At 74.2% G+C, this 25,328-nt stretch carries 20 protein-coding genes; 10 read left to right on the plus strand and 10 right to left on the minus strand.

Annotation, left to right across the window (positions count from 1 at the left end):
* Positions 1-35: 35 nt before the first annotated feature.
* From IF02_RS0128115 to IF02_RS0128135, 5 genes are all read left to right on the plus strand, one after another.
* Complete coding sequence (locus tag IF02_RS0128115) at positions 36-1,436, plus strand: purine-cytosine permease family protein (protein WP_030161772.1); 1,401 nt, start codon at positions 36-38, stop codon at positions 1,434-1,436.
* Positions 1,437-1,489: 53 nt separating this feature from the next.
* Positions 1,490-3,139, plus strand: a complete 1,650-nt coding sequence (locus IF02_RS0128120) for an amidohydrolase (RefSeq protein ID WP_030161774.1) — start codon at positions 1,490-1,492, stop codon at positions 3,137-3,139.
* Positions 3,140-3,722: 583 nt separating this feature from the next.
* On the plus strand, positions 3,723-7,316 hold the full coding sequence (locus tag IF02_RS0128125) for a DNA polymerase III subunit alpha (protein WP_030161776.1): 3,594 nt from the start codon (positions 3,723-3,725) through the stop codon (positions 7,314-7,316).
* Positions 7,313-8,302 carry a DNA polymerase Y family protein gene (locus IF02_RS0128130; protein WP_030161778.1) on the plus strand — a complete coding sequence of 330 codons (990 nt, stop codon included), beginning with the start codon at positions 7,313-7,315 and terminating at the stop codon, positions 8,300-8,302. The genes IF02_RS0128125 and IF02_RS0128130 overlap by 4 nt, the downstream gene beginning before the upstream one ends.
* Positions 8,303-8,464: 162 nt before the next feature.
* On the plus strand, positions 8,465-9,331 hold the full coding sequence (locus IF02_RS0128135) for an esterase/lipase family protein (RefSeq protein WP_030161780.1): 867 nt from the start codon (positions 8,465-8,467) through the stop codon (positions 9,329-9,331).
* Between the two features lie 30 nt (positions 9,332-9,361).
* Here IF02_RS0128135 and IF02_RS0128140 read toward each other — a convergent pair whose 3' ends face one another.
* The 3 genes from IF02_RS0128140 to IF02_RS0128150 all read right to left on the minus strand — a co-directional run bounded on the left by IF02_RS0128140 (position 9,362) and on the right by IF02_RS0128150 (position 12,026).
* The gene (locus IF02_RS0128140) at positions 9,362-10,393 is read right to left on the minus strand and encodes a lytic polysaccharide monooxygenase (protein WP_030161782.1); all 1,032 of its coding nucleotides are present in this window, start codon (positions 10,391-10,393) and stop codon (positions 9,362-9,364) included.
* A 209-nt stretch (positions 10,394-10,602) separates the two neighbouring features.
* Entirely contained in the window at positions 10,603-11,085 is a 483-nt protein-coding gene (locus IF02_RS0128145) for a DUF402 domain-containing protein (RefSeq protein WP_030161784.1), read from the minus strand.
* A complete protein-coding gene (locus tag IF02_RS0128150) occupies positions 11,082-12,026 on the minus strand; it encodes a GNAT family N-acetyltransferase (protein WP_030161786.1) in 945 nt (314 codons plus the stop codon). The genes IF02_RS0128145 and IF02_RS0128150 overlap by 4 nt, the downstream gene beginning before the upstream one ends.
* Positions 12,027-12,079: 53 nt before the next feature.
* Here IF02_RS0128150 and IF02_RS0128155 point away from each other — a divergent pair, with 53 nt between their 5' ends.
* Complete coding sequence (locus IF02_RS0128155; RefSeq protein ID WP_030161787.1) at positions 12,080-12,484, plus strand: GntR family transcriptional regulator; 405 nt, start codon at positions 12,080-12,082, stop codon at positions 12,482-12,484.
* 11 nt (positions 12,485-12,495) lie between these two features.
* On the opposite strand, the gene IF02_RS0128160 is transcribed toward IF02_RS0128155, so the two are convergent.
* Both IF02_RS0128160 and IF02_RS0128165 read right to left on the minus strand, forming a co-directional pair.
* On the minus strand, positions 12,496-13,038 hold the full coding sequence (locus IF02_RS0128160; protein ID WP_030161791.1) for an FABP family protein: 543 nt from the start codon (positions 13,036-13,038) through the stop codon (positions 12,496-12,498).
* A gap of 151 nt (positions 13,039-13,189) precedes the next feature.
* Positions 13,190-14,290 (minus strand): DUF5925 domain-containing protein, encoded by a 1,101-nt coding sequence (locus tag IF02_RS0128165; RefSeq protein WP_030161793.1) that lies wholly within the window; start codon positions 14,288-14,290, stop codon positions 13,190-13,192.
* Positions 14,291-14,521: 231 nt separating this feature from the next.
* Between IF02_RS0128165 and IF02_RS0128170 the strand changes: the two genes are divergently transcribed.
* Positions 14,522-15,325, plus strand: coding sequence for an SGNH/GDSL hydrolase family protein (locus tag IF02_RS0128170; protein ID WP_030161795.1), 804 nt, complete (start codon positions 14,522-14,524; stop codon positions 15,323-15,325).
* A gap of 46 nt (positions 15,326-15,371) precedes the next feature.
* Here IF02_RS0128170 and IF02_RS0128175 read toward each other — a convergent pair whose 3' ends face one another.
* A complete protein-coding gene (locus IF02_RS0128175) occupies positions 15,372-17,183 on the minus strand; it encodes a serine/threonine-protein kinase (RefSeq protein WP_078622381.1) in 1,812 nt (603 codons plus the stop codon).
* A gap of 359 nt (positions 17,184-17,542) precedes the next feature.
* On the opposite strand from IF02_RS0128175, the gene IF02_RS0128180 reads away from it, so the two are divergent.
* Positions 17,543-17,812 carry a hypothetical protein gene (locus IF02_RS0128180; protein WP_172671376.1) on the plus strand — a complete coding sequence of 90 codons (270 nt, stop codon included), beginning with the start codon at positions 17,543-17,545 and terminating at the stop codon, positions 17,810-17,812.
* A 35-nt stretch (positions 17,813-17,847) separates the two neighbouring features.
* Here IF02_RS0128180 and IF02_RS0128185 read toward each other — a convergent pair whose 3' ends face one another.
* Positions 17,848-19,095: a CaiB/BaiF CoA transferase family protein gene (locus IF02_RS0128185; protein ID WP_051696612.1), complete on the minus strand. Its 1,248-nt coding sequence runs from the start codon at positions 19,093-19,095 to the stop codon at positions 17,848-17,850.
* A 144-nt stretch (positions 19,096-19,239) separates the two neighbouring features.
* Complete coding sequence (locus IF02_RS0128190; protein WP_158708580.1) at positions 19,240-20,367, minus strand: type ISP restriction/modification enzyme; 1,128 nt, start codon at positions 20,365-20,367, stop codon at positions 19,240-19,242.
* 195 nt (positions 20,368-20,562) lie between these two features.
* On the opposite strand from IF02_RS0128190, the gene IF02_RS35255 reads away from it, so the two are divergent.
* Positions 20,563-20,727 carry a hypothetical protein gene (locus tag IF02_RS35255; RefSeq protein WP_199809293.1) on the plus strand — a complete coding sequence of 55 codons (165 nt, stop codon included), beginning with the start codon at positions 20,563-20,565 and terminating at the stop codon, positions 20,725-20,727.
* Positions 20,728-20,787: 60 nt separating this feature from the next.
* Here IF02_RS35255 and IF02_RS0128200 read toward each other — a convergent pair whose 3' ends face one another.
* A complete protein-coding gene (locus tag IF02_RS0128200; protein ID WP_030161804.1) occupies positions 20,788-21,537 on the minus strand; it encodes a GntR family transcriptional regulator in 750 nt (249 codons plus the stop codon).
* Between the two features lie 82 nt (positions 21,538-21,619).
* Positions 21,620-22,942, minus strand: a complete 1,323-nt coding sequence (gene hmgA / locus IF02_RS0128205; protein ID WP_030161806.1) for a homogentisate 1,2-dioxygenase — start codon at positions 22,940-22,942, stop codon at positions 21,620-21,622.
* 139 nt (positions 22,943-23,081) lie between these two features.
* Between hmgA and IF02_RS0128210 the strand changes: the two genes are divergently transcribed.
* Positions 23,082-25,199, plus strand: coding sequence for a right-handed parallel beta-helix repeat-containing protein (locus IF02_RS0128210; protein ID WP_078622382.1), 2,118 nt, complete (start codon positions 23,082-23,084; stop codon positions 25,197-25,199).
* Positions 25,200-25,328: the final 129 nt, after the last annotated feature.

Below are 25,328 nucleotides of genomic sequence, written 5' to 3' on the forward strand. Positions count from 1 at the left end.
AAGGTTCAGCGGGTCCACAGTCAGGGGTACGGCGCATGACGCAGCAGGAGACGACGGCCGACGTCGACGAGGTGTTCCGGGTCGAGACCCACGGCATCGACCCCATCCCCGACGCCGAGCGGCACGGCGGGGCCCAGGACCTCTTCTGGCTCTGGTTCGGCTCCAACCTCACCTTCACCTACGTGATCAACGGTGCCCTCGCCGTGGCCTTCGGCCTCACCTTCTGGCAGGCCACCGCCGTCGTCGTGATCAGCGGACTGTCCTTCTTCGCGGTCAGCGCCGCGGGCCTCAGCGGCATCCGCACCGGCACCGCCACCCTCGTCATCTCCCGGGCCGCCTTCGGGGTCCGCGGGAACTTCCCGGCCGGGGTCCTGAACTGGGTGGTGAGCATCGGCTACACCATCGTCAACACCGTGGTCGGCACCCTCGCCCTTGAGGTGTTCTTCGCCGAGGTCGGCCTCGGCGAAGGCGCGGCGGTACGGGCCCTCGCGCTCGGGATCACCCTCGCGCTCACCTTCGCCGTCGCGATGTGGGGCCACGCCACCGTGCAGTTCGCCGAACGCTGGATGGCCTACGTCCTCGCCCTCGGCTTCGGCGCGCTGCTCGTCTTCCTCCTGCCCGGCGCCGAGACCGGCGCCCCGGCCGGCGCCGGCGCCCCGGGCCTGTCCGGCTGGAGCCTGGCCTTCGTCGTGATGCTGGCCGGGCCCTTCTCGTACCTGCCGATGCCCGCCGACTACACCCGCTACCTGCCCCGGACCACCTCGCTGAAGTCGATCACCTGGATGGGGGCGCTCGGCGGATTCGTCTCCTCCGTCGCCCTCGGCGTCGCCGGGGTCGCCGCCGCCACGCAGACCGACATGACCGACGCCGTGGCGGGGGCCGAGAGCCTGCTCCCGGGCTGGTTCAAGCCGGTGTTCCTGGCCCTCGTCCTCGGCGGCTCCGTCACCAACTCGATCATCACCCTCTACTCCTCCAGCCTGAACCTCCAGGTCCTCGGCATCCCGTGGAGCCGCGCCCGCGCCATCGTGATCAGCGCCGCGGTCACCGCCGCCGGATCGCTCGCCGCGCTCTTCCTGACCGACTTCACCACCTCGCTGCTCTCCTTCCTCTCCCTGCTGATCATCGTGTTCGCGCCCTGGGGCGGGGTCTTCCTCGCCGACATGCTGATGCGCCGCTGCCGCTACGACTCCGACGCGCTGCACGCCGGGAGCGCGGGCGCCTACTGGTACCGGGCCGGCTACCACCCCGCCGGTATGGCAGCGCTGCTGGCCGGCATGGCCTTCGCCGCGCTGACCTGCGATTCCGAGCTGTGGACCGGCCCACTGGTGGCCCCGCTCGGCGGCGCCGACCTGACCCTGCTCGGCTCGGTCGTCTCCGCGCTCACGTACTGGGCCCTCGCCTCCCGCCGGGTGCCCTCATACGCCCCGGCCGCCTGACCCGTCCTCCCCGTACCGCCACCGCCAACCCCCTCAGCACAGGAGCACCACCCATGCCGCACCCGTCCCCCGCCGACCTGCTGCTCACCGGAGCCCGGATCCACACCGTCGACCCGGACCTGCCCGAGGCCGAGGCCCTGGCCGTGTCCGACGGCCGGATCGTCTGGCTCGGCCCGGACGCGGAGGCCGCCGCCTGGGCCGGCCCGGACACCGAGCGGATCGACGCGGGCGGCCGGCTGGTGCTGCCCGGCTTCGTCGACGCCCACAACCACGTCCGGCTCGGCTCCGACGACGCCTGCGTACAGCTCGCCGGGGTGCGCACCCTGGAGGCGATCCTCGACCGGATCGGGGCCTGGCGGGAGGTCCACCCGGACGCCGAGTGGATCGAGGCCGAGGCCTTCGACTACTCCGCGATACCGGGCGGGCGGATGCCCACCGCCGCCGACCTCGACCCGGTCACCGGGGAGGTCCCGGCGATCGTGCTCTCGTACGACGTGCACACGGCCTGGCTGAACACGGCCGCGATGCGCCGGCTCGGGGTCGCGAAGGACCGTACCGACCTGCCGTTCGGCACCGCGGCCGTCGACCCGGAGACCGGCGAGCCCACCGGCTTCGTCAAGGACTTCGCGATCAAGGGGCTCTCCCGGGACGGCCACCGGGCGCTGCGCGAGCTCGGCGTGCCGTGGGCCTCGCCGGACCGGCAGTACGGGCGCCTCGCCAAGAGCCTGGACGACGCGATCGGCTTCGGCATCACCACGGTCGTGGAACCGCAGAACTCCCTGGACGACCTGGAGCTGTACGAGCGGGCCCGTGCCGAGGGCCGGCTGCGCTCGCGGATCGTGGCGGCGCTGTTCCACCCGCGCGGCACGACCGAGGAGGAGCTCGACGCGTTCGCGGCGGCGGCCCGCATGTACCCGGGGGACCGGCTGCGGGTCGGACCGCTCAAGCTGTACATCGACGACGTGGTCGAGCCGCGCACGGCCGCGCTGCTGGAGCCGTACACCGGGTGCGGGGCGCACCGGGGCGAGACCTTCTACCCGGCGGAGGAGTTCGCGGAGCTGCTGGCGCGGCTGGACGCGCGCGGGTTCCAGTGCTTCGTGCACGCCACGGGCGACCGGGGGATCCGTACGGTCCTGGACGCGGTCGAGCACGCCCGTACGGTCAACGGGCCGCGGGACGCGCGCCACCAGGTGGTGCACGTGGAATGCCTGGACCCGGCGGACGTGCCGCGCTTCGCCGAACTCGGCGTGGTGGCCTGCATGCAGCCGAGGCACTGCGCGCCGGAGATCGCCGGGCCGGGCCAGGACTGGGCGGAGAACGTGGGGGAGGGCCGCTGGCACAAGGCGTGGCCGATGCGGAGCCTGGCGGGGGCGGGGGCGGTGCTGGCGTTCTCCAGCGACTGGAACGTGGCCGAGATGGACCCGATGATCGGGATCTACACGGCGGTCACCCGCCGCCCGCTGGACGGCGGGGACCCGTGGCAGCCGGCCGAGACGGTGGACGTGGCGACGGCGGTGTACGGCTACACGATGGGCTCGGCGTACGCCAACTTCCTGGAGGCGGACCGGGGTTCGCTGACGGTGGGCAAGGCGGCGGACTTCGTGGTGCTGTCCCGGGACATCCTGGCCGTGGCCCCGGAGCGGATCCCGGGCACGGTGGCCGAGACGGTGGTGGTCGCGGGCGAGGTGGTCCACAGGGCCTGAGCCGGCGCGTCAGGGCCTGAGCCGGCGCGTCCTCCGGGAGCCCGCTGCCCACGGCGGGCCCCGGGCGGCCCTTGCGGAAGACCGCGCAGGCCACGGTGACGGCCGAGCCGAGCACCGCCCAGGCGGGCCCCGGGCCTGCTCGACGCGGCCGACGACCAGTTCGAGGGCCTGCCTGTGGGAGCGAGGCGCCGGCGCCGCTCGCGACCGGCAGCCGGTCGGCCGGGCCGGCCGGGTCGGCCGGGTCGATGACCAGCGCCCCGTCCACGTCCCGGTTCTCCACCTCCGCCGTCGCGGCCGCCTCGTCCTTCACCGCGTGCGGGTCGAGCGGTTTCCCGGGCAGGTCGGCGAGCTGCTGAACGGACTGCTCGGCGACCGGCCCGGCGGGGGCGGCCACGGCGATCGGGATGTCTCACACGCTCGGCGTACGGGGGGCGGGACGCAGCAGGGGCGGGCCGAACGGATGACGGGTGGCAGGCGCCTCGGACCAGCAGGGTCTCGAACGAATGTTTCGCACGGATATTCGAATTGCTCTATGGTGGAGACGGGGGTGGTGTTCACGTTCGAGCGAAGCAGGAGGCCGCGGGTGCCTGGTTTTACGCATCTGCACACCGTTTCGGGGTTCTCCATGCGCTACGGAGGCTCCCACCCCGAACGGCTGGCGGAACGCGCCGCGGACCGGGGCATGGACGCCCTCGCCCTGACCGACCGCGACACCCTCGCGGGCGCCGTCCGGTTCGCGAAGGCCTGCGCCGGGGCCGGGATCCGGCCGCTGTTCGGGGTCGACCTGGCCGTGTCGCCCGCGCCGGGCCCCGCGGGGCCGGGGGGCTCCGCGGGGCCGGGCGGACCGGGAGGACAGGGCGGCTCGGGCGGCTCGGCCGGTCCGGGCGGCTCCGGTGAGGTCTCCTACCGGCGGCGGACCCCCGTCGTCGGCGGCGCCTTCGTCGACGAGTCCGCACCCCGGGCCACCTTCCTGGCCCGCGACGGCGCCGCCGGCTGGGCCGAGCTGTGCCGTATGGTCACCGCCGCCCACGCCCACGCCGCCGCCCGCGACGGCCTGCCGGTGCTGCCCTGGGCGGACCTGCGCGGCGAAGGGGTCTTCGTACTGCTCGGGCCCGGGTCCGAAGTGGGGCGGGCGCTGGCCGCCGGCCGGCCGGACCGGGCCGCCCGGCTGCTCGCGCCCTGGCGGGAGGCGTACGGGGACTCCCTCCGGCTGGAGGCCGTCGACCACGGCCGCACCGGTACCGGCCCCGGCTCGCTGCGCCTGGCCGCCCGTACGGTCGGCTTCGCCGCCGAGCAGGGCGTCCCGGCCGTGCTCACCAACGCCGTCCGGTACGCCGACCCCGGCCAGGGCCCCGTCGCCGACGTCCTCGACGCGGCCCGTCGGCTCGTCCCCGTCGACCCCCGCCGCCTCGACGGTGGCGAGCGCTGGCTCAAGGACCCCGGCGCCATGGCCGCGGCCGCCGACCGGATCTGCCGGGCGGCCGGCCTGCGCCCCGCCGACGCGCGCGGGCTGCTCGCGGAGACCCGGCGTACCGCCGAGGCCTGCGCGGTGGACCCCGAGGACGACCTCGGCATGGGCTCCGTGCACTTCCCCGAGGCCCACCTCGTCGGCGCGGCCCACCGCACCGCCCAGCGGGTCCTCGCCTCCAGGGTCTCCGCCGGCATGGTGCTGCGCGGCTACGCCGACGACCGCGCCTACTGGGAGCGGATGCACCACGAGCTGGACATCATCGCCTACCACGGGTACGCCTCGTACTTCCTGACGGTCGCCCAAGTCGTGGACGACGTACGGGAGATGGGCATCCGAGTGGCCGCCCGCGGCTCCGGCGCCGGCTCCCTCGTCAACCACCTCCTCGGCATCGCCCACGCCGACCCCGTCGAGCAGGGCCTGCTGATGGAGCGGTTCCTGTCCAAGCGCCGCCACGTCCTGCCCGACATCGACATCGACGTGGAGTCCGCCCGCCGGCTGGAGGTCTACCGGCGGATCATCGACCGCTTCGGCACCGAGCGCGTCGCCACCGTCTCCATGCCCGAGACCTACCGGGTCCGGCACGCGATCCGCGACGTCGGGGCCGCCCTGTCCATGGACCCGGCCACCGTCGACCGGCTCGCCAAGGCCTTCCCGCACATCCGGGCCCGCGACGCCCGCACGGCGCTGGCCGAACTGCCGGAACTGCGCGACGTGCGCGGCGAGGAGCACGGGCGGCTGTGGGAGCTCGTCGAGGCGCTGGACGCGCTGCCGCGCGGGATCGCCATGCACCCGTGCGGGGTGCTGCTCTCCGACGCCTCGCTGCTCGCCCGCACCCCCGTGGTGCCCACCAGCGGCGAGGGCTTCCCCATGTCCCAGTTCGACAAGGACGACGTGGAGGAGCTCGGGCTGCTCAAGCTCGACGTGCTGGGCGTACGGATGCAGTCCGCGATGGCGCACGCCGTCGCGGAGATCCGGCGCGGTACGGGGGAGGAGCTCGACCTGGACGACCCGGCGCAGGTGCCGCCGGGCGACGGGGCGACGTACGAACTGATCCGCTCGGCCGAGACGCTGGGCTGCTTCCAGATCGAATCGCCGGGCCAGCGCGACCTGGTGGGGCGGCTCCAGCCGGCCACCTTCCACGACCTGGTCGTCGACATCTCGCTGTTCCGGCCCGGGCCGGTCGCCGCCGACATGGTGCGGCCGTTCATCGAGGCGCGGCACGGGCGGGCCCCGGTCCGCTTCCCGCACGAGGACCTGGCGGACGCGCTGCGCGAGACGTACGGGGTGGTGGTCTTCCACGAGCAGATCATCGAGATCGTGCACGTCATGACCGGCTGCGGGCGCGACGAGGCGGACCGGGTGCGGCGCGGGCTCTCCGACCCCGAGTCGCAGGCGCGGATCAAGGTGTGGTTCGCGGCGAAGGCGGGCGAACGGGGTTACCCGGCCGAGGTGATCGGCCGGACCTGGGAGATCGTCGAGGCGTTCGGCAGCTACGGCTTCTGCAAGGCGCACGCGGTGGCCTTCGCCGTGCCGACGTACCAGTCGGCGTGGCTGAAGGCGCACCACCCGGCCGCGTTCTACGCCGGGCTGCTCACGCACGACCCGGGGATGTACCCGAAGCGGCTGCTGCTGGCGGACGCGCGGCGGCGGGGCGTGCCGGTGCTGCCGCTGGACGTGAACCGGTCGGCGGTGGCCCACCGCATCGAACTGGTATCCGAGACCGGGGTTCCGCCGGTGTGGGGGCTCCGGCTGGCCCTGGCCGACGTCCACGGCATCGGCGAGGCGGAGGCGCGGCGGATCGAGGACGGGCAGCCGTACGGATCGCTGCGCGACTTCTGGGACCGGGCGCACCCCAGCCGGCCGGTCGCGGGGCGGCTCGCGCAGGTCGGGGCGCTGGACGCCTTCGGCGCCAACCGGCGCGACCTGCTGCTGCACGTGGCCGAACTGCACGGCGCGCAGCGGTCGGCGGGGGCCCGGCCGGGCGGTGTCCAACTCCCGCTGGACGGCGGGCGGTCCACGGCCCCGGTCGGCCTGCCCGACCTGAACGAGGCGGAGCGGCTCAGCGCGGAGCTGGGCGTGCTCGGCATGGACGCCTCACGGCACCTGATGGGGGACCACCACGACTTCCTCGCGGAGCTGGGGGCGGTCCCGGCCCGCAGGCTGCGCGAGGTCGAGCACGGCCGGACGGTGCTGGTCGCGGGGGCCAAGGCGGCCACCCAGACCCCGCCGATCCGCTCCGGGAGGCGGGTCATCTTCACCACGCTGGACGACGGGACGGGCCTGGTCGACCTGGCCTTCTTCGACGACAGCCACGAGGCGTGCGCGCACACCGTCTTCCACTCGTTCCTGCTGCTCGTCCGCGGTGTGGTCCAGCGGCGCGGACCGCAGAGCCTGAGCGTGGTCGGCGCGGCGGCCTGGGACCTGGCCGAGCTGGTGGAACTGCGGGCGGCGGGCGGCCTGGACGCGGTCGCGGCCCGCCTGGCGGAGCCGCTGCCGGGTGCCGGGGGTGCCGGGGGTGCCGAGGGCGCCGGGGGTGCCGGGGGTGCCGGGGGCGCCGGGGGCGCGGCCGGCTCCGCTGATTCCGGGCGCCGCATCCACCTGTCCACCGGGTACGAGATGAACCCGTGGGCCGACCTCCAGCCGCCCGGCGACCGCGCCGCCACCGGCCGCAAGCTGTGGCACTCCAGCCCGGGGAGCGCGGGGTGATCCCGGTGAACGGCGTCCTGCACGTGCGGTGCGCTCCGGGGCTGGCCGAGGAGGGGTACCGCGAAGTCCTCGAACTCCTGCGGGAGTTCTCCCCGACGGTGCAGGCCCTGCCGCCCCGGGCGGCGCTGGTGCACGTACGCGGGGCCCGGCGGTACTTCGGCGCGGACGCCGGCCGGATCGCCGAGCTGGTGCGGCTGCGCGCGCTGGCCCGGCTCGGCACCGACGTACGGATCGGGGTCGCCGGGACCTGGGCGGTGGCGGCGACGGCCTCCGCCCGGGTGCCCGGGCCCGGCGGGGTCCTGGCCGTGCCCGAGGGCGGGGCGGACGCCTTCCTGGGGCCGCTGCCGGTGGAGGCGCTGCACGGCATCGGCCCCAAGCAGGCGGAGGCGCTCCGGGGGTACGGACTGCATACGGTCGGCGCGGTCGCGGCCGTCTCCCCGGGCACCGTCGAGCGGATCCTGGGACAGCGGGCGGGCCGGCTGGCCGCGGAGCGCGCCCGGGGGATCGACCCGCGCCCGGTCACCCCGAAGGACCTGCCCCCGTCGGCCGCCGTCCGCAGCGGCTTCACCCGGCACGAGCTCGACGGCCCGCACGCCCGGGCCGTGCTCCTCGCCCTGGTGGTCCGGCTCGGCGCGGTGCTGCGCGGCCGCCGCCAGGCCGCCCGGGCCCTGTCGCTGACGCTGCAGTTCGCCGGTGGCACCCGCTGGGAGCGGACCCGGCGGCTCCCCGAGGCCTCCGGGCACGACGAGGACCTGCGGGCGGCGGCGTACCGCCTGCTGGACGCGGCCGGTCTGCAACGGGCCCGGCTGACCGGCATGGTGCTGCGCGCCGAGGACCTCACGGACGCCGGGCGGGCGTCCCGGCAGATCTCGCTGGACCCGGTCCGCGAGGCCCGCCTGACGGTGGAGGCGGCCGTCGACCGCGCGAACGCCCGCTTCGGCCCGGGCACGGTCCGCCCGGCGGCCACCTTCCACAAGGCCGCCTAGGCGGAGGAGTACTCCTCCGCCTCCCGGGACACGCATTTTTTACTGACGCGTAACTTCCAAGTCTTGCTACTCACCCGTAATTTGACGGGAAGCAGCCCCCTTGTGATCCGGATCACGGGACGAACCCCCACGTATTTCCCTGACCCGCAAGGAGATCACTCGATGCTGCCCTGGCGACGCCTGCTCCGCCCGCTGGCCGTCCTCACCCTCGCCGCCGCCGCCCTCGTCGCCCCCACCGGCGCCGCGCAGGCCGCGTCCGCACCCAGCAGCGGCTGGAACGACTGGTCCTGCAAACCCTCCGCCGCCCATCCGCGCCCGGTCGTCCTCGTCCACGGCACGTTCGGCAACTCCGTGGACAACTGGCTCGGATTCGCGCCGTACCTCGTGCACCGCGGGTACTGCGTCTACTCGCTCGACTACGGGCAACTGCCCGGCGTGCCCTTCTTCAACGGGCTCGGCCCCATCGACAAGTCGGCCGGCCAGCTCCAGGTGTTCGTCGACAAGGTGCTGGCCTCCACCGGGGCCGCGAAGACCGACATCGTCGGCCACTCGCAGGGCGGCATGATGCCGAACTACTACCTCAAGTTCCTCGGCGGCGCCCCCAAGGTCAACGCCCTGATCGGGCTCGCCCCCGACAACCACGGAACCACCCTGGCCGGGCTCACCCAGCTGCTCCCGTACTTCCCCGGCGCCGAGGACCTGATCAGCTCGGCGACCCCGGGGCTGGCCGACCAGATCGCCGGATCCCCCTTCGTCACCAAGCTGAACGCGGGCGGGGACACCGTCCCCGGGGTCCAGTACACGGTCATCGCGACGAAGTACGACGAGGTCGTCACGCCGTACCGGAGCGCCTTCCTCCAGGGGACCGGCTCCAACGTACGCAACGTCGTGCTCCAGGACCTGTGCCCGCTGGACCTCTCCGAGCACGTCGCCATCGGGCTCACCGACCGGATCGCCTGGCACGAGGCGGTCAACTCCCTCGACCCGGCGCACGCGAGCCGGACCACCTGCGCGTCGGTCTTCGAGTGACGCGCAGGTGAGGGGCCGGTGGCCGTCCGGCTAGCGGCCGCGTCGGCCCGGCGTCGTCGCACGGCGTCGGGCCACGCCGAACAGCACGGCCGCTCCGACGGCCAGCACGCCCGCCCCGGCGATCGCGATCGCCGGGGTGGCGGCGCTTCCGCCCGTCTCGGCGAGGTCGGTGCCCGCGGGGGACTCCGACGGGACCGGGGTGAGGGCGGTGCTGCCGTTCGTCCTCGGGTCGTTGTCGCCGTGGCCGTTGTGCTCCACGGTGGACTTGCTCTCGCCGTCCGCGATCTGCCGGTCCGTCGGGGCCTTGGGCGCGTCCGAGGGGCGCCCGCCCCCGGTGGAGGGCTTGGCGCTGGGCTTCGTACTCGGCTTCGTGCTCGGGGTGGTGCCGGTGCCGCCTTCGCTCCCGCCGCTCCCGCCGTTGTCCTTGCCGAACACCACGTCGGAGCAGGTGTAGAAGGCCTCAGGGCTGTCCGAGCGCTGCCAGATGCTGTAGATCAGGTGCCGCCCGGACTTGTTCGGCACGCTGCCGGAGAACACGTAGTCCCCGTTCTGCATGCCCGGGTCGGTGACCTTCGCGAACGGCGCCGGCTCCAGGTCCGACCACTTCACCGGCTTCGACGGGTCGTAGCCGTCCTTCGTGATGTACAGCTCGAAGGACCCCTTGTGCGGGGCGGTCCCCTTGTACCGGAAGGTGTGCGCGCCCGGGGCCATCGGGCTGGCCGGCCAGTCGGCGCGGGCCAGGTCCAGGCCCCGGTACTTGTCGTTGCCGGCGGAGCAGAGCTGCCCGTTCGGGATCAACGACCGGTGGTTGCCCGCCGCGTTGGCGATGTTCACCGCGTTCCAGTCGTAGAACGCCTGGGCGCCGCTCGCCGCCACCGCCGCCTTGCAGGCGGCCGACTTCGGCGACTCGGGCCCCTCCGCGTAGCAGGCCGCCACCCGGCTGACCGGGTCCGTCATCGAGCCGTGCGCGGCCGCGGGCCCGGCGGCGTACGCGGCCACCGCGAGCGGGGCGAGGCCGACTGCGGCGATACGGGTCACGGTGCGGCGGCTGCGTGCGGGCATGGGTGGATCTCCTTCGGAGCGGCGGTGCGGGGACCACGGTCGTGGGTGGGCCGGGAGCCGGCCGGGCGGCGCCGCCCCCCGCAGGATCCGACGCCGCCCCATGCCCTCCTCGGCCCCGCCAAGCTAGCCCCCCACACCCCCGCCGCCACCCCTTTCACCCCCCTCCCGAAGATCCTTAGGCTCCGCTTAAGGCGGGCATAGGAAGGGGATCAGGTGAGGAGGGCGGGCAGGCCCTCCGGGGTGTGTGCCTGGGCGGCCAGGGCGTCGAGGGCGCGGACGGCTTCGGCCGCCGCGTGCGGGTCGCTCTCCCCGAGGCCGCTCGCCGCGAACTCGTCCTCGTCCAGCCGCAGGACGCTCGCTCCGTCCGCCGAGACCCACAGGTCCAGGTCCAGGTCCTCGACGAGGATCCCGCCGTCCTCCACCACCGCCGGGCGCGTGATGTCGCAGTACCAGCCCTTGAGGACGCCCTCGCCCGTCCGGACCTCCTTGACCGCGTACCACCGGGTCCGCCAGAAGTGCTCGGTGAACACGTCGCCCGGCTCGAAGCGCACGAAGCCGAAGTCCCGTACGCCGTCCGCCGCCCAGGGGGCCCGTACGGAGATCCGGTCGCCCGTGTCGGCGACCAGGGCGGCGGGGTAGCGGATCTTGGTGCGGCCCGCCTTGGTGAGGGTGACGGTGAGGTGGTCGGTCATGTCCTGTTCTCCGGCTTCTTGGCGAAGCGCGTCTCGGTCGCGCAGATCTCGTACCCGAACCACCTGTTGACGGCGAGCATCGGCTCGTTCCCCGTGTCGTTGCCCGTGAAGGCCTCCGTGTAGCCGGCGGCGCGGGCCCGGCGCAGCGAGTCCGTCTTGGCGAGCTTGGCCAGCCCGCGGCCGCGGAACGCGCGCAAGGTGCCGGTCATCGCCGAGCCGTAGCGGGTGGCGCCGTCGGTCCGGGCCGCGCAGAACGCGGCCACGACCCCGTCGACCAGTACGACCCGGGTCAGCTCCCGGTCGAGCGTCGGCTCGTGCCAGACGCTGCTCAGCCAGTCCTCGTAGGCGGGCGGCGCCTCCGGTACGTCGCCCGGCTCGTCGGCCGAGACCGCCGCGTCGGCCTCGAACAGCGGGCGCGGGTCGGCGGCGAAGGCCGAGGCCGGGCGCAGCTCGACCCCGGCGGGCAGGACGGCCGGGAGCTCCGGCAGCGGGCCGGCGGCCAGGTCCAGGCGCAGGAAGTGCGCGGAGCGGGAGGGGCGGTAGCCGCGCCGCTCGGCGAAGGAGCGGTGGGCCGGCTCGTCGAGGACCCAGGCGTACGTCTCCAGCGCGCCCTCGGCGGCCAGGTGCTCCTCGGCCGTGCGCAGCAGGGCGGTCCCGGCGCCGCGGCCGCGGTGTGCGGGGTCGACGTAGGCGTTGACGAAAGACTGGCCGGGCTCGGGGCTCCGGTGCACGAGCCCGAGCTCGGCGGTGCCGATGACGAGGCCGTCCTCGGTCTCGGCGGCGAGGATGCGGTGGCGCTTGTCGGGGTGCGCCGTTGCCAGCTCGTGGGCCAGAGCGGCCGGCGTGGTGATCATGAAGGGCAGGGCGGCGCGGCGCACCCGTACGACGGACTCCGCGTCCGAGGGATCGCCCGGGCGGAGGTCGCGGATCTTTATGGTCATGGCGTCGACCGTAGGCGCGGGGGCGGGGCGAATACCTCTGAATTTCCCGGCGGATGGGGGAGAATCGCCGGGTGACCTCGACGAACCTGAAGATCCGGATCGACGGGGCGGCCGGCGCGGCCGCCCCGTACGAGCAGCTGCGCGCGCAGATCGCGCAGGCGGCGCGCTCGGGGGAGCTGCCGGTCGGGTACAAGCTGCCGACGGTGCGCGGGCTCGCAGAGGAGCTGGGTCTGGCGGCGAACACGGTCGCGAAGGCCTACCGGGCCCTGGAGGGCGACGGGGTGATCGAGACCCGCGGCCGGAACGGGACCTTCGTCGCGGCGGCCGGCGACGGGGCCGCCCGCGAGGCGGCCGCCGCCGCGCAGGCCTACGCGGAGCGCGCGAAGCGGCTGGGCCTGAGCTTCGACGAGGCGACGGCCGCCGCCCTCGACGCCCTGCGCGCCCGCTACGGCAACTGACCGGCTACGGCCTAGTCCTTGTACGGGCTCAGCTGGGCCCGGAGGTGGTGGTGCAGGGGCTGTCCCATCGCCGCCATGTCCTGCTCGATCGTCAGCTCCCCGTCGGCGAAGGCGTACCGGCGCCGCATGGCGGTGACCTCCTTGGCCTTGGGCGTGCGGGCCACGGTGTCGGTGGCCATCTCGATCTCCGTCCCGGACACCCGGCCGACGTACGTCTCCACGATGCCGGTGGGGTGCGCGAGGACGACCTCCAGCGAGGCGTCGGGCAGGATCCGCCACCAACCGGACTCCCGCCCCGAGGGGCGCAGGGCCGTACCGGACTCGTCGATCAGCCAGGCCCGCGACTCGTAGCGCAGGAACGGCCGGCCGTCGTGGCTGAAGGTGATCTCCTGCTCGTACCGGAACCCCTGCTCCAGGGTCGGGTATTCGCCGCGGCCCCGGCCGTGCCAGCGCCCGAGGAGGGACAGCACCGGCAGCAGCTGCGGATGCGGCTCGGGGCCCTCGCCGAGGACGTGGCTGTCGGGGTACGGATTCTCCTGCGCCGGCTCGGGCACGTGCACTCTCCTGCTCGGTGGTGTCCCGGCCCCGGGCGCTTCGGCCGGGGCGGGGTGGGCGGTCCGGGGCGGCCGGGTCCGGAGCCCATTGTCTTCGGCGCGCGGGTGCGGCCCGTGCGCGCCCCGCCCGCGGAGCCACCGAGGGAAGCCCTTACAGGTAGAGGCCCGGCTCCGCGCCGTGCTGGCCCTGCGGCGGCAGCAGCGACGCGGGGCCCGTGCCCCGCCGCAGCGCGAACAGTTCGGCCAGCGTGGCGCCCTCGCGCGACACTCCCTCGTCCGTGCCCAGCCAGTCCACCGCCTCGCCGTGCGTCAGCCGGCCGACCTCGATGCGGGCGAGGCAGCGGCCCGGCCGCACCACCGCCGGGTGGAGCCGCTCCAGGTCCTCGTTCGTGGTCACGCCGACCAGGACGTTGCGGCCCTGGCCCAGCAGCCCGTCCGTCAGGTTCAGCAGCCGCGACAGCGCCTGGCCCGCCGTGTGCCGGGCCTCGCCGCGGATCAGCTCGTCGCAGTCCTCCAGCAGCAGCAGCCGCCAGCGGCCCTTCGCCGTGCCCTCGTCCTCGCCGATCGCGATGTCCATCAGGTAGCCCACGTCGTTGAACAGCCGCTCCGGGTCCAGGACGCAGTCCACCTGGCACCAGTCCCGCCACGACCGGGCCAGCGTCCGCAGCGCGGAGGTCTTGCCCGTGCCCGGCGGGCCGTGCAGCAGGAGCAGCCGGCCCGCGATGTCGTCCGGGGTCACCTTCATCAGCCGGTCCATCGCCCCGGCCACCGGCGCCGTGTAGTTGGGCCGTACCTCCGCCCAGGTCCCGGCCGCGATCTGGCGGGTCGTCCGGTACGGGCCGCGGCGCGGGGAGACGTACCAGAAGCCCATCGTGACGTTCTCCGGCTGCGGTTCGGGCTCGTCCTGCACCCCCTCCGTGGCCTCGCCGAGCACGCTGGAGGCCAGTTCGTCGCTGACCGCCGTCACCGTCACGTCCGCGCCGCGGCTCCAGCGGGAGACGAGCATCGTCCAGCCCTCGCCCTCGGCGAGCGTGGCGCTGCGGTCGGAGTCGCGCGCGGAGCGCAGCACCGTGGCCTCGGGCGGCAGCAGGGTCGCCTCCGCCTTCACCCGCTCGATCGTGACGCTGTGCGAGTACGGCTGCTCGCCGGACGCGAACCGGCCGAGGAACAGCGCGTCCACGACGTCAGACGGTGAATCGCTGTCGTCGACGTTGAGCCGGATCGGCAGCGCGTCATGCGGGTTGGCTGGCATGGCGCCCATGATCCGGCACGAAGTGGCCTCGTGCACCCGTGTTTCGCCGGATCGGGTGCCCAAGTTCCCTCTTCAAACGCACCGGTGGTGAAGATTCGGGTCGCAACTCCGCGCCGAAAATTCTTGGCATGAGCACTTCCGGCCATGCCCGGCTCCCAGTACCACGGACTCAGGAGTAACTCCCGAGTAACCCCCGTGTACCTCCCCCCACAAGGAGCCGCACACATGAGCATGAAGATGTCGCGCTTCGCCGCCCTGACCTCCTCCCTGTTACTCGCCGCGAGCGCCGCCCTGTTCGGCGCGGGACAGGCGGCCGCCGCCACGGCCGACTTCGGCTACGTCGCCCTCGGCGACTCGTACTCCTCCGGCGTCGGCGCCGGCAACTACGACAGCGGGAGCGGCAACTGCAAACGCACCACCCGCGCCTACCCGGCCCTGTGGGCCGCCGCCCACGCCCCGCAGACCTTCTCCTTCGCCGCCTGCTCGGGCGCCCGTACGGGTGACGTCCTCTCCGGCCAGCTCTCCCCGCTGAACTCCGGAACCGACCTGGTCAGCATCACCATCGGCGGCAACGACGCGGGATTCTCCGACGTCATGACGACCTGTGTGCTCCAGTCCGAGTCCACCTGTGTCAACCGCGTCAACCAGGCCAAGGCGTACGTCGACTCCACCCTCCCCGGCCAGCTCGACCAGGTCTACGACGCCATCCACGGCCGGGCGCCCGGGGCCCACGTCGTCGTCCTCGGCTATCCCCGCTTCTACAAGCTGAACGGCACCTGCGCCACCGGTCTCACGGAAGGCGAGCGCTCCGCCATCAACGGCGCGGCCGACTACCTGAACGCCGCCATCGCCAAACGCGCCGCCAACCACGGGTTCACCTTCGCCTCGGTGGCCGGCGCCTTCACCGGCCACGAGATCTGCTCCGGCGACGCGTGGCTGCACAGCGTCAACTGGCTCAACATCGGCGAGTCGTACCACCCCACCGCCGCCGGACAGTCCGGTGGCTACCTGCCCGTGTTCACCAACGCGGCCTGACCGGGGCCGCCGCGGCGGCCACGAAGCGGCGGCCAGGACGCCGCGGCTAGGAAGCGCCGGCTTCCGGGCCGGCCGCTTCCGGCGCCGGAGCCTGTGCCTCCGGCGCCTCCGGCGTCTGCGGCCCCGCGGGCACCGGCCCCGCGGGCACCGGCCCCGCGGGCACCGGCCCCGCGGACACCGGTCCCGCCGAGGCCGGGGCCGGCGTACCGCTCGCACCGGGGGAGGGGGAGGGCCCGCCCGGCGGGGTCTCCCCCTCCCCTTCCGCCTCGCAGGTCACGGAGAACTCCACCCACTCCGAGGCCGTCGGCGCGTCCCCCCGCACCTCCAGCCGGACCGCGTCCGTGAAGGTCGCGCTCGGGTAGTACGTGAGCTCGGTGTGGTCCAGCTGCCGGCTCCGGGGGCCGTCCGCCTCGTACGTGACGGACTGCCAGTCGGGGCCGGAAGTGACCCCGCTGCGCGTCGCCCAGCGGTACTCCAGCACGGCGGGCGTACGGTCCGCCTCGACCGTCGCCGTGAAGGCCGGTGCCTGGTCGGCGGGCGGCGGACACGTCCCGCGGTAGTCGTCCCGTACGGCGCGCACCGCCACGGCGAACCGCGGCGCGGGCGCCGCCGTCGGCGAAGCGGACGGCGAGGCCGAAGGGGACGGGGACGGGGCCGCGGACGGCGACTGCGATCCGGACGAGCTCCCGGACGCGGCCGACGAGGTGGCCGGGGCCGTCGTGCCGGTGCCCCCGCTTCCACCCGGCTCCTTGCGGTCCTTGAGCAGCAGCCACCCCAGGGCGACGATCGCCAGCAGCAGCACCACGATCCCGGCGGTCAGCACCGCCCCGGCCCGCCCCTCGCGCGGCGGCCCCCCGCCGCCGGGCCCGGGCCCCGCAGGACCGGGCACCGTCGAAGGCGCCGGCCCGGGCATCGGCATCGGCATCGGCGGGGTCGGCCCGTCCTGGCGGCCGTGCCGCTGGTGCGCCGTGGCCGTCGGGGAGTCCGGGCCCGACACCGCCCCGCCGGAGCCCCGTAGGACCCCGCCCGCCCCGATGATCCGCAGCATCCGGGCCACCTCCGCCGCGGGCAGCCGCTCCTGCGGATCCTTGCGCAGCAGCCCCTCCAGTACGGGCGTCAGCGGACCGGCGTGGCGCGGCGGCGGCATCTCGTCGTCCACCACCGCCCGCAGCGTGGACAGCGGGGTGTCGTGCCGGAAGGGCGTGACCCCCTCGACCGCGGCGTACAGCATCACCCCGAGCGACCACAGGTCCGACTCGGGCCCCGGGTCGCGCCCCAGTGCCCGCTCCGGCGCGAGGTACTCGGGGGAGCCCACCACCTCGCCGGTCATCGTGATCGAGGACGAGCCCTCCAGGCTGGCGATCCCGAAGTCGCTCAGCACCACCCGGCCGTCGTTGGCGATCAGTACGTTGGCGGGCTTGACGTCCCGGTGCAGCACCCCTGCCTCGTGCGCGGAGCGCAGCGCGGCCAGCACCTGCTCCCCGAAGTGCGCGGCCCGCTGCGGGGTGAGCGGCCCGTCGGCCTCCAGTACGTCGGCCAGCGAGAGCCCGCGGACGAGCTCCATCACGATCCAGGGCCGGCCGTCGTCGGTGGCCACGTCGTAGACCGTGACGACCCCGCGGTGCGAGACCCGGGCCGCCGCCCAGGCCTCCCGTTCGAGCCGCCGGTACATCCGCCCGATCGCGGCGCCGTCCAGTCCGGCCGGGGCCCGTACCTCCTTGACGGCCACCTCGCGGCCCAGCACCTCGTCGCGGGCCCGCCACACGATGCCCATGCCGCCCCGGCCCAGCTGGTCGAGCAGCAGGTACCGGCCCGAGATGACACGGCCTGCGGCGGATTCCCCGCCCGGTTCACCCATGTTGTCACTCACGCGAGCCCCCAGGCGTGTCCGTGTGTCGGCGGGCGGTCACTCCAAGTTAGCGCAGCGGACGCGATGTGGGCCCGGTCCGGGGCGGGACGCGCGCGCGGAGCCGCCGAAGAGCAGGCGGAGGGCGGGCGGAGGGCCGACGGAGGGCGGGCGGAGGGCCCATCGGGGCTCGCGCAGGGTCCCCGAAGCACCCGCCTCCCTGCGGAGAGTGACGGTCGACTCCACTGAGTAACCGTCAACTCCCCGTCGCCATAGGGGTAATTCACACCACCGGGATACCCGAGCACGACGCAGGGGCGATAGGGTTACCCTGCCCGGGCCGGGTGCCCTCGTACGGGTGGGGAGAGATCATGGAACAGATAGCAATGCGCAGCAGGCCGCCTCGCGTGCCTGCCATCACCTGCGGCAGCAGTGCGACCAGCTCGCGCCTCGACCGCCACCTCGCCGTGCTGGGCGGACCCGCCGTCCCTCACCGCGAGGCCGCCGAGGCGACGCTGCTGATGCGCGAACTGACGTCCCGCGACCACACGCACCGCCTGCGGAGCCGGAGCGCGCGCGTCTCGCTCTTCGCGCCGCTGCGCCGCCTGCGTCGCACGCTCTTCGGCAGCCGCCGCTCGTAACAACGTCCCCGACCGTCATTGGTTTCGCCCCGGCCCTACGCAACCACACCATCCCGGCGCAGTGTCGTGATCTGCGCGTCCGTCATCCCCAGGGCGCGCAGCAGGGCCTCGGTGTGTTCGCCGAGCGCGGGCACCGCACCCATGTGCGGTGCCGCGCCTCCCGGCAGTCCGATCGGCGGCAGCAGCGCCCGCAGCGGACCGGCCGGTGATCCCACCTCGCACCAGCGGTCCCGCGCCGCGAGCTGGGGGTGCCGCGCCAGCTGGGCCACTGAGTTCAGCCGCGCACAGGCGATGCCCGCCGCCTCCAGCCGCTCGATCGCCTCGTCCGCGTCCAGCCCGGCCAGCGCCTCGGCGACCACCGCGTCGGTCTTCTCCCGGCCCCGGGTGCGTGCCGCGTTCGTCGCGTACGCCGGATCCTCGGCCAACTCCGGCCGCTCCAGCACCTGTTCGGCGAGCCGCCGCCACTCGCGGTCGTTCTGCACCGACAGCAGCACCCGGTCCCCGTCCGCCGTCGGGTAGGCGTCGTACGGGGCGATGACGGCGTGCGCGAGGCCCGTGCGCACGGGCTGCTCCCCGCCGTGCATGGTGTGGTGCAGCGGATGGCCCATCCACTCGGCCAGCGCGTCGAGCATCGAGACCTCGACCCGGCCCCCGCGCCCGGTGGCCCCGCGGCGCAGCAGGGCCGCGAGGACTCCGGAGAAGGCGTACATGGCCGCCGCGATGTCGGCGGCCGGGATGCCGGCCTTGACGGGCTGTTCGGGGGTGCCGGTCACCGAGACCAGCCCCGCCTCGCACTGCACGAGCATGTCGTAGGCGCGCTTGTGGGCGTACGGGCCCTCGGCCCCGTACCCGGAGATGTCGACGGCGACCAGCCGCGGGTGGCGCGCGCACAGCGCGGCCGAGTCGAGCCCGAGCCGGGCGGCGGCCCCCTGGGCGAGATTCTGGACGAACACGTCGGCCCCGTCGAGCAACCCGTGCAGGACCTCCAGGCCGCGCGGGTCCTTCAGGTCGAGCGCGATCGACTCCTTGCCGCGGTTGGCCCAGACGAAATGCGAGGCCAGTCCGTGCGCGGCGGTGTCGTAGGCGCGCGCGAAGTCGCCGCCGTCGGGGCGCTCGACCTTGATCACCCGGGCTCCGAGGTCGGCGAGCTGGCGGGTGGCGAAGGGGGCCGAGACGGCCTGTTCGACGGCGACGACGGTCACGCCGTCGAGGGGCGGCGGTTCCACGGGTTCCACCGGGCGCGGTTCCACGGGGCGTGCGGGTGCGGGCGAGTCGGCTGTCATGACAGCCTGCCTACCCGCTCCGACCCCGGCCTGTCACCAGGCAGATCGTCGACATCGCCGGCCGTGCGCGGTTCGTCCGCGTATGGCGCCGCGGCCGGGCCGTCTCCAGGTGCCGCCGCCGCGCGTGAGCGGTCCCGGGTTCCGTCAGAGCAGGGCGAACTGGCCGCCCGGGCCCTCCTCGTGGTGGTCGAGCACGGAGGCCGGGCGCCGGGACCAGCGCGGCGGCGGCAGCACCCCGGCCGCCGTCAGCTCGGCGGCGGGCAGTAGCGGCCCGGCGGTGAACGCCGTCCGCTCCGGGGCCAGATCGGCCAGCAGCGCCAGGGTGGTCACCAGTGCCAGCAGCTCCGAGGTCCAGGCCTGCGGCCACTCGGCCGGCCCGAGCGCCTCCAGCCCGTCGGCCTCGGGATCCCGGTGGGCGGTGCGGGCGGCGAACCAGGCCTCCAGCACCCGCGTACCGCCCTGCACCTCGTACTCCCAGGCGCCCGGCGGCACCGGGGAGACCGTCCCGGTGCCGAGGCCCAGGGTCTCGGTGTCCGGGTCGTACGCGAGCCCGCCCGGCCAGGCCTGGACCGCCGAGCGGACGTACGGGCGCCGCCCGCCCGGCAGCCGGGGCGGCTCGGCGCCGGGCCCGCCGCGCAGCTGGACGGTGAGCAGCCGGTGCCCCAGCTCCAGCCCGGCCCGCCAGCGGCCGGGATCGCCGGTCAGCGGGACCTCGTACCCCCGGGGGCCGGGGCGGCCCGCGGCGAGGATCCAGCACAGCACGTCCTGCGGGGTGACCCAGCCGCCGTAGCGCTCGCCCAGCAGCGGCAGCAGGCCCGGCGCGAGATTGGGCTCGGCGCCGCCGGGGCGCCGGTGCAGCGGGCGGATCCGGCCGAGCCGGCCGGCCGGGAGGTGCGCGGTGACCAGTAGCTCCGGGGTCTCCACGGCGAAGAGCTGGTGCTCGTCCAGGACCCGCCACAGCTCCGGCCGGGCCATGTCGATGAGCCGCTGGTCGGGCAGCAGCCACTGCTCGTCGAAGGGGTCGCGCAGCACCCGTACGGGCTCCGGGCAGGGGCCCGGCGCGTCGGCGAAGCGGGCGGTCGACGGCGAGCGCCGGCCGGGCAGGGCCGCCGCGCCGGTGGTGGGCGTACGGCTGCGGGTCGGGCGGAACAGTCGCTCCCGCTCGGTGCCTTCGGCACCGGTCAGGGCCGCCCAGCGGGCGCGCAGGGCCGCCGGGTCGGGGGCCGCCACCCAGGCCCGGCCCAGGCGCAGGCCACCCACGGCCCAGGGCATCAGATCGTCCAGCAGCGGTACGTCTTCGCTCACCCGGCAGATGGTAGCGACGGGAGGCGGCGGCCGGGGGTGTCGGCGTGGGCGCCGGCGGGGGCCTGGCCGGGCTGGGTCGGGGCCGAAGAGCTAGGCTCCCTATGTGCGGGTATATCCCTACATGAGGATTATGTCGACTGTGTCGATGCCGAGGAGACGGACATGAGCCACTACGACGAATACACGACTCCGTCGCAGGCCGAGGGCGAACGGCTCGACGAGGACATGGACGAGAAGGAGAAGATGGAGCGCCACCACCCCCAGACGATGCGGACGACGCCGTCGCAGGCGGAGGGCGAGCGCAGCACGGACGACGACGGGAAGTAGCCCCCGCAGGGTCTGGCCCCCGCAGGGTGTGGCCCCCGCAAGGTGTGGAGGCGGCAGGCGTCAGGTGGCGTCGACCGTCACCGTGAACGAGAACCGGTCACCCCGGTACCGGATCCGCGCCACGTCCACGACCCGACCGTCCTCGTCGTACGTCACGCCCGTGTAGTGCAGGATCGGGCTGAGCAGCGGTACCTGCAGCAGCTCGGCCGTCTCCGGGTCGGCGAGCCGCGCCTCGACCGTGTCCGTGATCCGGCTGATCTTCACGCCCACCACGTCGCGCAGCACCTTGGTCATCGGCCAGCGCGCCAGATCGGCCAGGTCCACGGCTTCGGCGACCTCCGGCCGGACCGCGTTCTCCGCCCAGTTCGTCGGCTCGCCGCTCTCCCCGTCGTGGCGGAGCCTGCGGTACGTGACCACCTCGGCCGTGTCCGGGAAGTGCTCCAGCAACTCCCCTGACACGGCCGTCCGCTCGTGGCCGAGAATCGTCGTACGGTCGCCCGACTGCTGCGCCACGATCGCGTCGACCGATCCCAGCAGCCGTACCGGCGCCCCGCGCCGCGCACCCGGCTCGATGAACGTGCCGCGCCGGCGGTGCCGGCTGATCAGCCCCTCGCCCTCCAGCTCCTTGAGCGCCTGGCGCATGGTCAGCACGCTCACCCCGTAGTGCTCGGCGAGCTGCTCCTCGGTGGGCAGGCGCAGCGAGGCGTCCGGGGTGCGCCCCAGTATCGAGGCGCGCAGCGACTGTGACACCTGGTACCAGAGCGGCAGCTTCCGGTTCAGCACCAGGGAGTCGGGGGCGAAGGCGGTCACGGGTGGTTCTCCGTAGGGACGGGGCGTGGCGCACGTGGTGCGGGGCACGTGACGCGCTGCGCGTGGCGCGCGCGTAGCGATATTAGGCGCGGAAGTGGCGCTGGAGCCCCTGCCAGACGTCGTCGTATCCGCGCTGGAGGTGATCGGCGCCGGCCGCCTGGGTGGTGGCGGTGATCGGCCAGCGGGTCTCGAACATGAAGGCCAGGCCGTCGTCGATCTTCTGCGGCTTCAGCTCGGCGGCGCTCGCCTTGTCGAAGGTCTCCCGGTCCGGCCCGTGCGCGGACATCATGTTGTGCAGCGAGCCGCCGCCGGGGACGAAGCCCTCCGCCTTGGCGTCGTAGGCGCCCTCGATCAGGCCCATGTACTCGCTCATGACGTTGCGGTGGAAGTACGGCGGGCGGAAGGTGTCCTCGCCGACCAGCCAGCGCGGGGCGAAGACCACGAAGTCCACGCCCGCGAGGCCCGGGGTGTCGGAGGGCGAGGTCAGCACGGTGAAGATCGACGGGTCCGGGTGGTCGTAGCTGATGGAGCCCAGGACGTTGAAACGGCGCAGGTCGTAGACGTACGGGGTGTGCGTGCCGTACCAGGCGACCACGTCGAGCGGGGAGTGGTCGTAGGTGGCGGACCAGAGGTTGCCGCAGAACTTGTTGACCACCTCGGTCGGGCGCTCGACGTCCTCGTACGCGGCCACCGGGGCCCGGAAGTCGCGCGCGGCGGCGAGGCCGTTGGCGCCGATCGGGCCGAGGTCCGGGAGCTCGAAGGGGCGGCCGTAGTTCTCGCAGACGTACCCGCGGGCGTCCTCGTCCAGGAGCTCCACGCGGAAGCGCACGCCGCGCGGGATCAGGGCCATCTCGCCGGGGCCGGCGCTGAGCAGGCCGAGCTCGGTGCGCAGCAGCAGGCCGCCGCGCTCGGGGACGATCAGCAGCTCGCCGTCGGAGTCGCTGAACACCCGGTCGGTCATGGAGGCGTTGGCGGAGTAGAGGTGGATGGCCATGCCGGTGCGCTGGGTGGCGTCGCCGTTGCCGCCGAGGGTCCACAGGCCCGCCAGGAAGTCGGTGCCGGGGGCCGCGTCGGGCAGCGGGTTCCAGCGGAGCCGGTTGGGGTCCGCCGGGGCCTCGGTGAAGGGTGCGGAGCGCAGGGCGCCGTTGTCGACCCGGGTGAAGGGCGGGTGGGCCGCCGAGGGGCGGATCCGGTAGAGCCAGGAGCGGCGGTTGTGCTTCCGGGGCTCGGTGAAGGCGCTGCCGCTGAGCTGCTCCGCGTACAGGCCGAGCGGGGCGCGCTGGGGCGAGTTGCGGCCGGGCGGCAGGGCGCCGGGGACGGCCTCCGAGCTGTGCTCGTTGCCGAAGCCGGTGAGGTACTCCAGTGCCCCGGCCGTCTTCCGGGCCTGCTCGGCCTGCTCGCTCATGGGTGCTCCCGCTCTGTGGACGGTCGAAGGAATCCTATGGTCGACAGTAGGATTCCGTGGCCCGCGCGTCAATGGCGTCCCCGATTTCGCGCTGTCGTAGGGGGTCCAAAAAGATGAACATTGCTCTACTCTCACGCGCATGTCGTGGACCCGCAGGTTCCCTGCCGTGCCGGCGGCGCTCCTCGCCGCCCTCCTCGCGCTCCTGTCCCTCTTCGCCGCCGCGCCCGCCGCCCGCGCGCACGAGGAGCGCCCCGTGACCCTGCCGGACGGCTCCGGGTCCGTGCCGCAGTACCGGAAGGCCGAGCCCGACCTGCTGGTCTGCAAGACCGACCGGCCCGCCTTCGAACGCCGGACAGCCGCCTTCCCGGAGGAGCTCAGGCAGCGCAACCTCGCCCTGTACGAGCGGTGCGAGAAGAGCGGCTACCGGCACCTCCAGGAAGCCGTCGACGCCGTGGACCGGCCCGGCATGAACATCGCGGTCCTCCCCGGCCTGTACGAGGAGGAGCCCTCGCTGCCGCAGCCGACGGGGGAGTGCGCCGCGCTCAAGGCCCCCAACTCCTCGCTCGGCTACCAGATCCTCACGTACGAGCAGCAGGTGCAGTGCCGGCACAACCAGAACCTCGTCGCGATCCTCGGCAAGACGGACCTGCAGATCGAGGGCACGGGCGCGAACCGGCAGGACGTCGTCATCGACGCCAAGTACCAGAAGCTGAACGCCATCCGCGCCGACAAGTCGAACGGCATCTACTTCCGCAACTTCACCGCGCAGCGGACCACCTTCAACTCGCTGTACGTCCTCGCGGGCGACGGGTTCGTCATCGACGACGTCCTGACCCGGTGGAACGACGAGTACGGCTTCCTGACCTTCGCCAGCGACCACGGGCTGTACAAGAACTGCGAGTCGTACGGGAACGGCGACTCCGGCATCTACCCGGGCAGCGCCTCGAACATCAACGACGGGCGCGGCTACGAGGTCCCGCGCTACTCCATCGAGATCACCGGCTGCCACAGCCACCACAACATGGTCGGCTACTCCGGCACCGCGGGGGACTCGGTCTGGGTCCACGACAACGAGTTCGACGCGAACATGGGCGGCGCCTCCATGGACAGCGCCTTCCCGGGGCACCCCGGACTCCCTCAGAACCACGCCAAGTTCGAGCGGAACCTGATCCACGACAACAACGCCGACTACTACGGGTACGTCGCCGACGGCACCTGCGCCAGACCGCCGATCGAGCGCGGCTACGAGCAGGGGGTGGTCTGCCCGCAGATCTCCATGCCGCCGGGCACCGGGATCATCACCGCGGGCGGCAACTGGAACGTCTACGAGAACAACTGGGTGTACGGGCACCGGCGCGCGGGCTTCTTCCTCTCGGCGGTCCCGGCGTTCATCCGGGGCGAGGAGGCGTGGTCGAAGCAGGCGGACACCTCCCACCACAACCGGTACGCCGCCAACATCCTCGGCAAGGACAAGTCGGGGGCGTCGCGCCCCAACGGCATGGACGTGTGGTGGGACGGGCAGGGCCGCGGGAACTGCTGGCAGAGCGGACCCGACGGCTCCACCCCGGGCACGCTCCCGCACTGCGGCGACCGCCGCGGTGAGGTGTCGGGCGCCTCCTCCCGGCTGGTCGGCGAACCGGTGAAACTCGCCCAGCTCCTCGTCTGCGCCGACTACAGCGTGCAGGCGCGCAAGCTGCCGGCCGGCTGCGACTGGTACGGCGCGCGCGGCATGGAGCGGGTGGAGACCCAGATCGCGCTGGCGGTGGCGGCGGTCCTGCTCCTCGTCGGCGGGGTGCTGTGGTGGCGCCGCCTGCGCGGGTCCCGCCTGGGCACGACGGCCTCGCTGCTGGGCCTGGCCGGGCTGGCCCTGGACGTGGCCGGCTCCACGATGCCGCTCGTGGACACGGCCGTGCCGGCCCTGGCGCTGCTCCTGCTGGGCCTGTGGTGGACGGGCGCGGGTATCGCCCTGCGGCCCACCCGCCCCTGGCTGGCGCGGCTGACCCTGCTCCTGGCGGCCCTCACCCTCCTCGACGCCTTCGACAAGGCCGTCCTGATGATCCCCTGGATCCCGGTCGGCCCCTCCTGGCTCCGGGCTCTGGTTCTGGTCCCCTGGACCCTCTGGGCCACCATCGCCGCCTCCCGCCCGGGCGACCGCACCCCGGCCCCGGCCCCGACCGCGGCCCCGACCGCGGCCGCGACCGCGACTCCGGCCCCGACCGCGACCCCGGCCCGCCCGGCCGAAGGGGGAGCGCGGTGAGCGACGACCGGGCCGCAGGCCCCATCGCGTGCGACGGCTGCGGGACACCGCCCTTCGGGGCTCGGCCTCGACGCGGCGCCCGAAGCGCGGCCCTGCTCGCGCTCGTACTCCTCCTCGTCGGCGGCGCGG

Source organism: Streptomyces sp. NRRL S-244 (assembly GCF_000717915.1).
GTDB lineage: Bacteria > Actinomycetota > Actinomycetes > Streptomycetales > Streptomycetaceae > Streptomyces.

Bases quoted from the DNA above. Each gene is read 5' to 3' on its own strand.
- IF02_RS0128180 (WP_172671376.1), top strand. From the start codon at position 17,543: ATGGAACAGATAGCAATGCGCAGCAGGCCGCCTCGCGTGCCTGCCATC.
- IF02_RS0128185 (WP_051696612.1), bottom strand. From the start codon at position 19,095: ATGACAGCCGACTCGCCCGCACCCGCACGCCCCGTGGAACCGCGCCCG.
- IF02_RS0128175 (WP_078622381.1), bottom strand. From the start codon at position 17,183: ATGGGTGAACCGGGCGGGGAATCCGCCGCAGGCCGTGTCATCTCGGGC.
- IF02_RS0128190 (WP_158708580.1), bottom strand. From the start codon at position 20,367: ATGCCCTGGGCCGTGGGTGGCCTGCGCCTGGGCCGGGCCTGGGTGGCG.
- IF02_RS0128115 (WP_030161772.1), top strand. From the start codon at position 36: ATGACGCAGCAGGAGACGACGGCCGACGTCGACGAGGTGTTCCGGGTC.
- IF02_RS0128140 (WP_030161782.1), bottom strand. From the start codon at position 10,393: ATGCCCGCACGCAGCCGCCGCACCGTGACCCGTATCGCCGCAGTCGGC.
- IF02_RS35255 (WP_199809293.1), top strand. From the start codon at position 20,563: ATGAGCCACTACGACGAATACACGACTCCGTCGCAGGCCGAGGGCGAA.
- IF02_RS0128135 (WP_030161780.1), top strand. From the start codon at position 8,465: ATGCTGCCCTGGCGACGCCTGCTCCGCCCGCTGGCCGTCCTCACCCTC.
- IF02_RS0128210 (WP_078622382.1), top strand. From the start codon at position 23,082: ATGTCGTGGACCCGCAGGTTCCCTGCCGTGCCGGCGGCGCTCCTCGCC.
- IF02_RS0128120 (WP_030161774.1), top strand. From the start codon at position 1,490: ATGCCGCACCCGTCCCCCGCCGACCTGCTGCTCACCGGAGCCCGGATC.
- hmgA (WP_030161806.1), bottom strand. From the start codon at position 22,942: ATGAGCGAGCAGGCCGAGCAGGCCCGGAAGACGGCCGGGGCACTGGAG.
- IF02_RS0128155 (WP_030161787.1), top strand. From the start codon at position 12,080: ATGGGGGAGAATCGCCGGGTGACCTCGACGAACCTGAAGATCCGGATC.
- IF02_RS0128165 (WP_030161793.1), bottom strand. From the start codon at position 14,290: ATGCCAGCCAACCCGCATGACGCGCTGCCGATCCGGCTCAACGTCGAC.
- IF02_RS0128170 (WP_030161795.1), top strand. From the start codon at position 14,522: ATGAAGATGTCGCGCTTCGCCGCCCTGACCTCCTCCCTGTTACTCGCC.
- IF02_RS0128145 (WP_030161784.1), bottom strand. From the start codon at position 11,085: ATGACCGACCACCTCACCGTCACCCTCACCAAGGCGGGCCGCACCAAG.
- IF02_RS0128150 (WP_030161786.1), bottom strand. From the start codon at position 12,026: ATGACCATAAAGATCCGCGACCTCCGCCCGGGCGATCCCTCGGACGCG.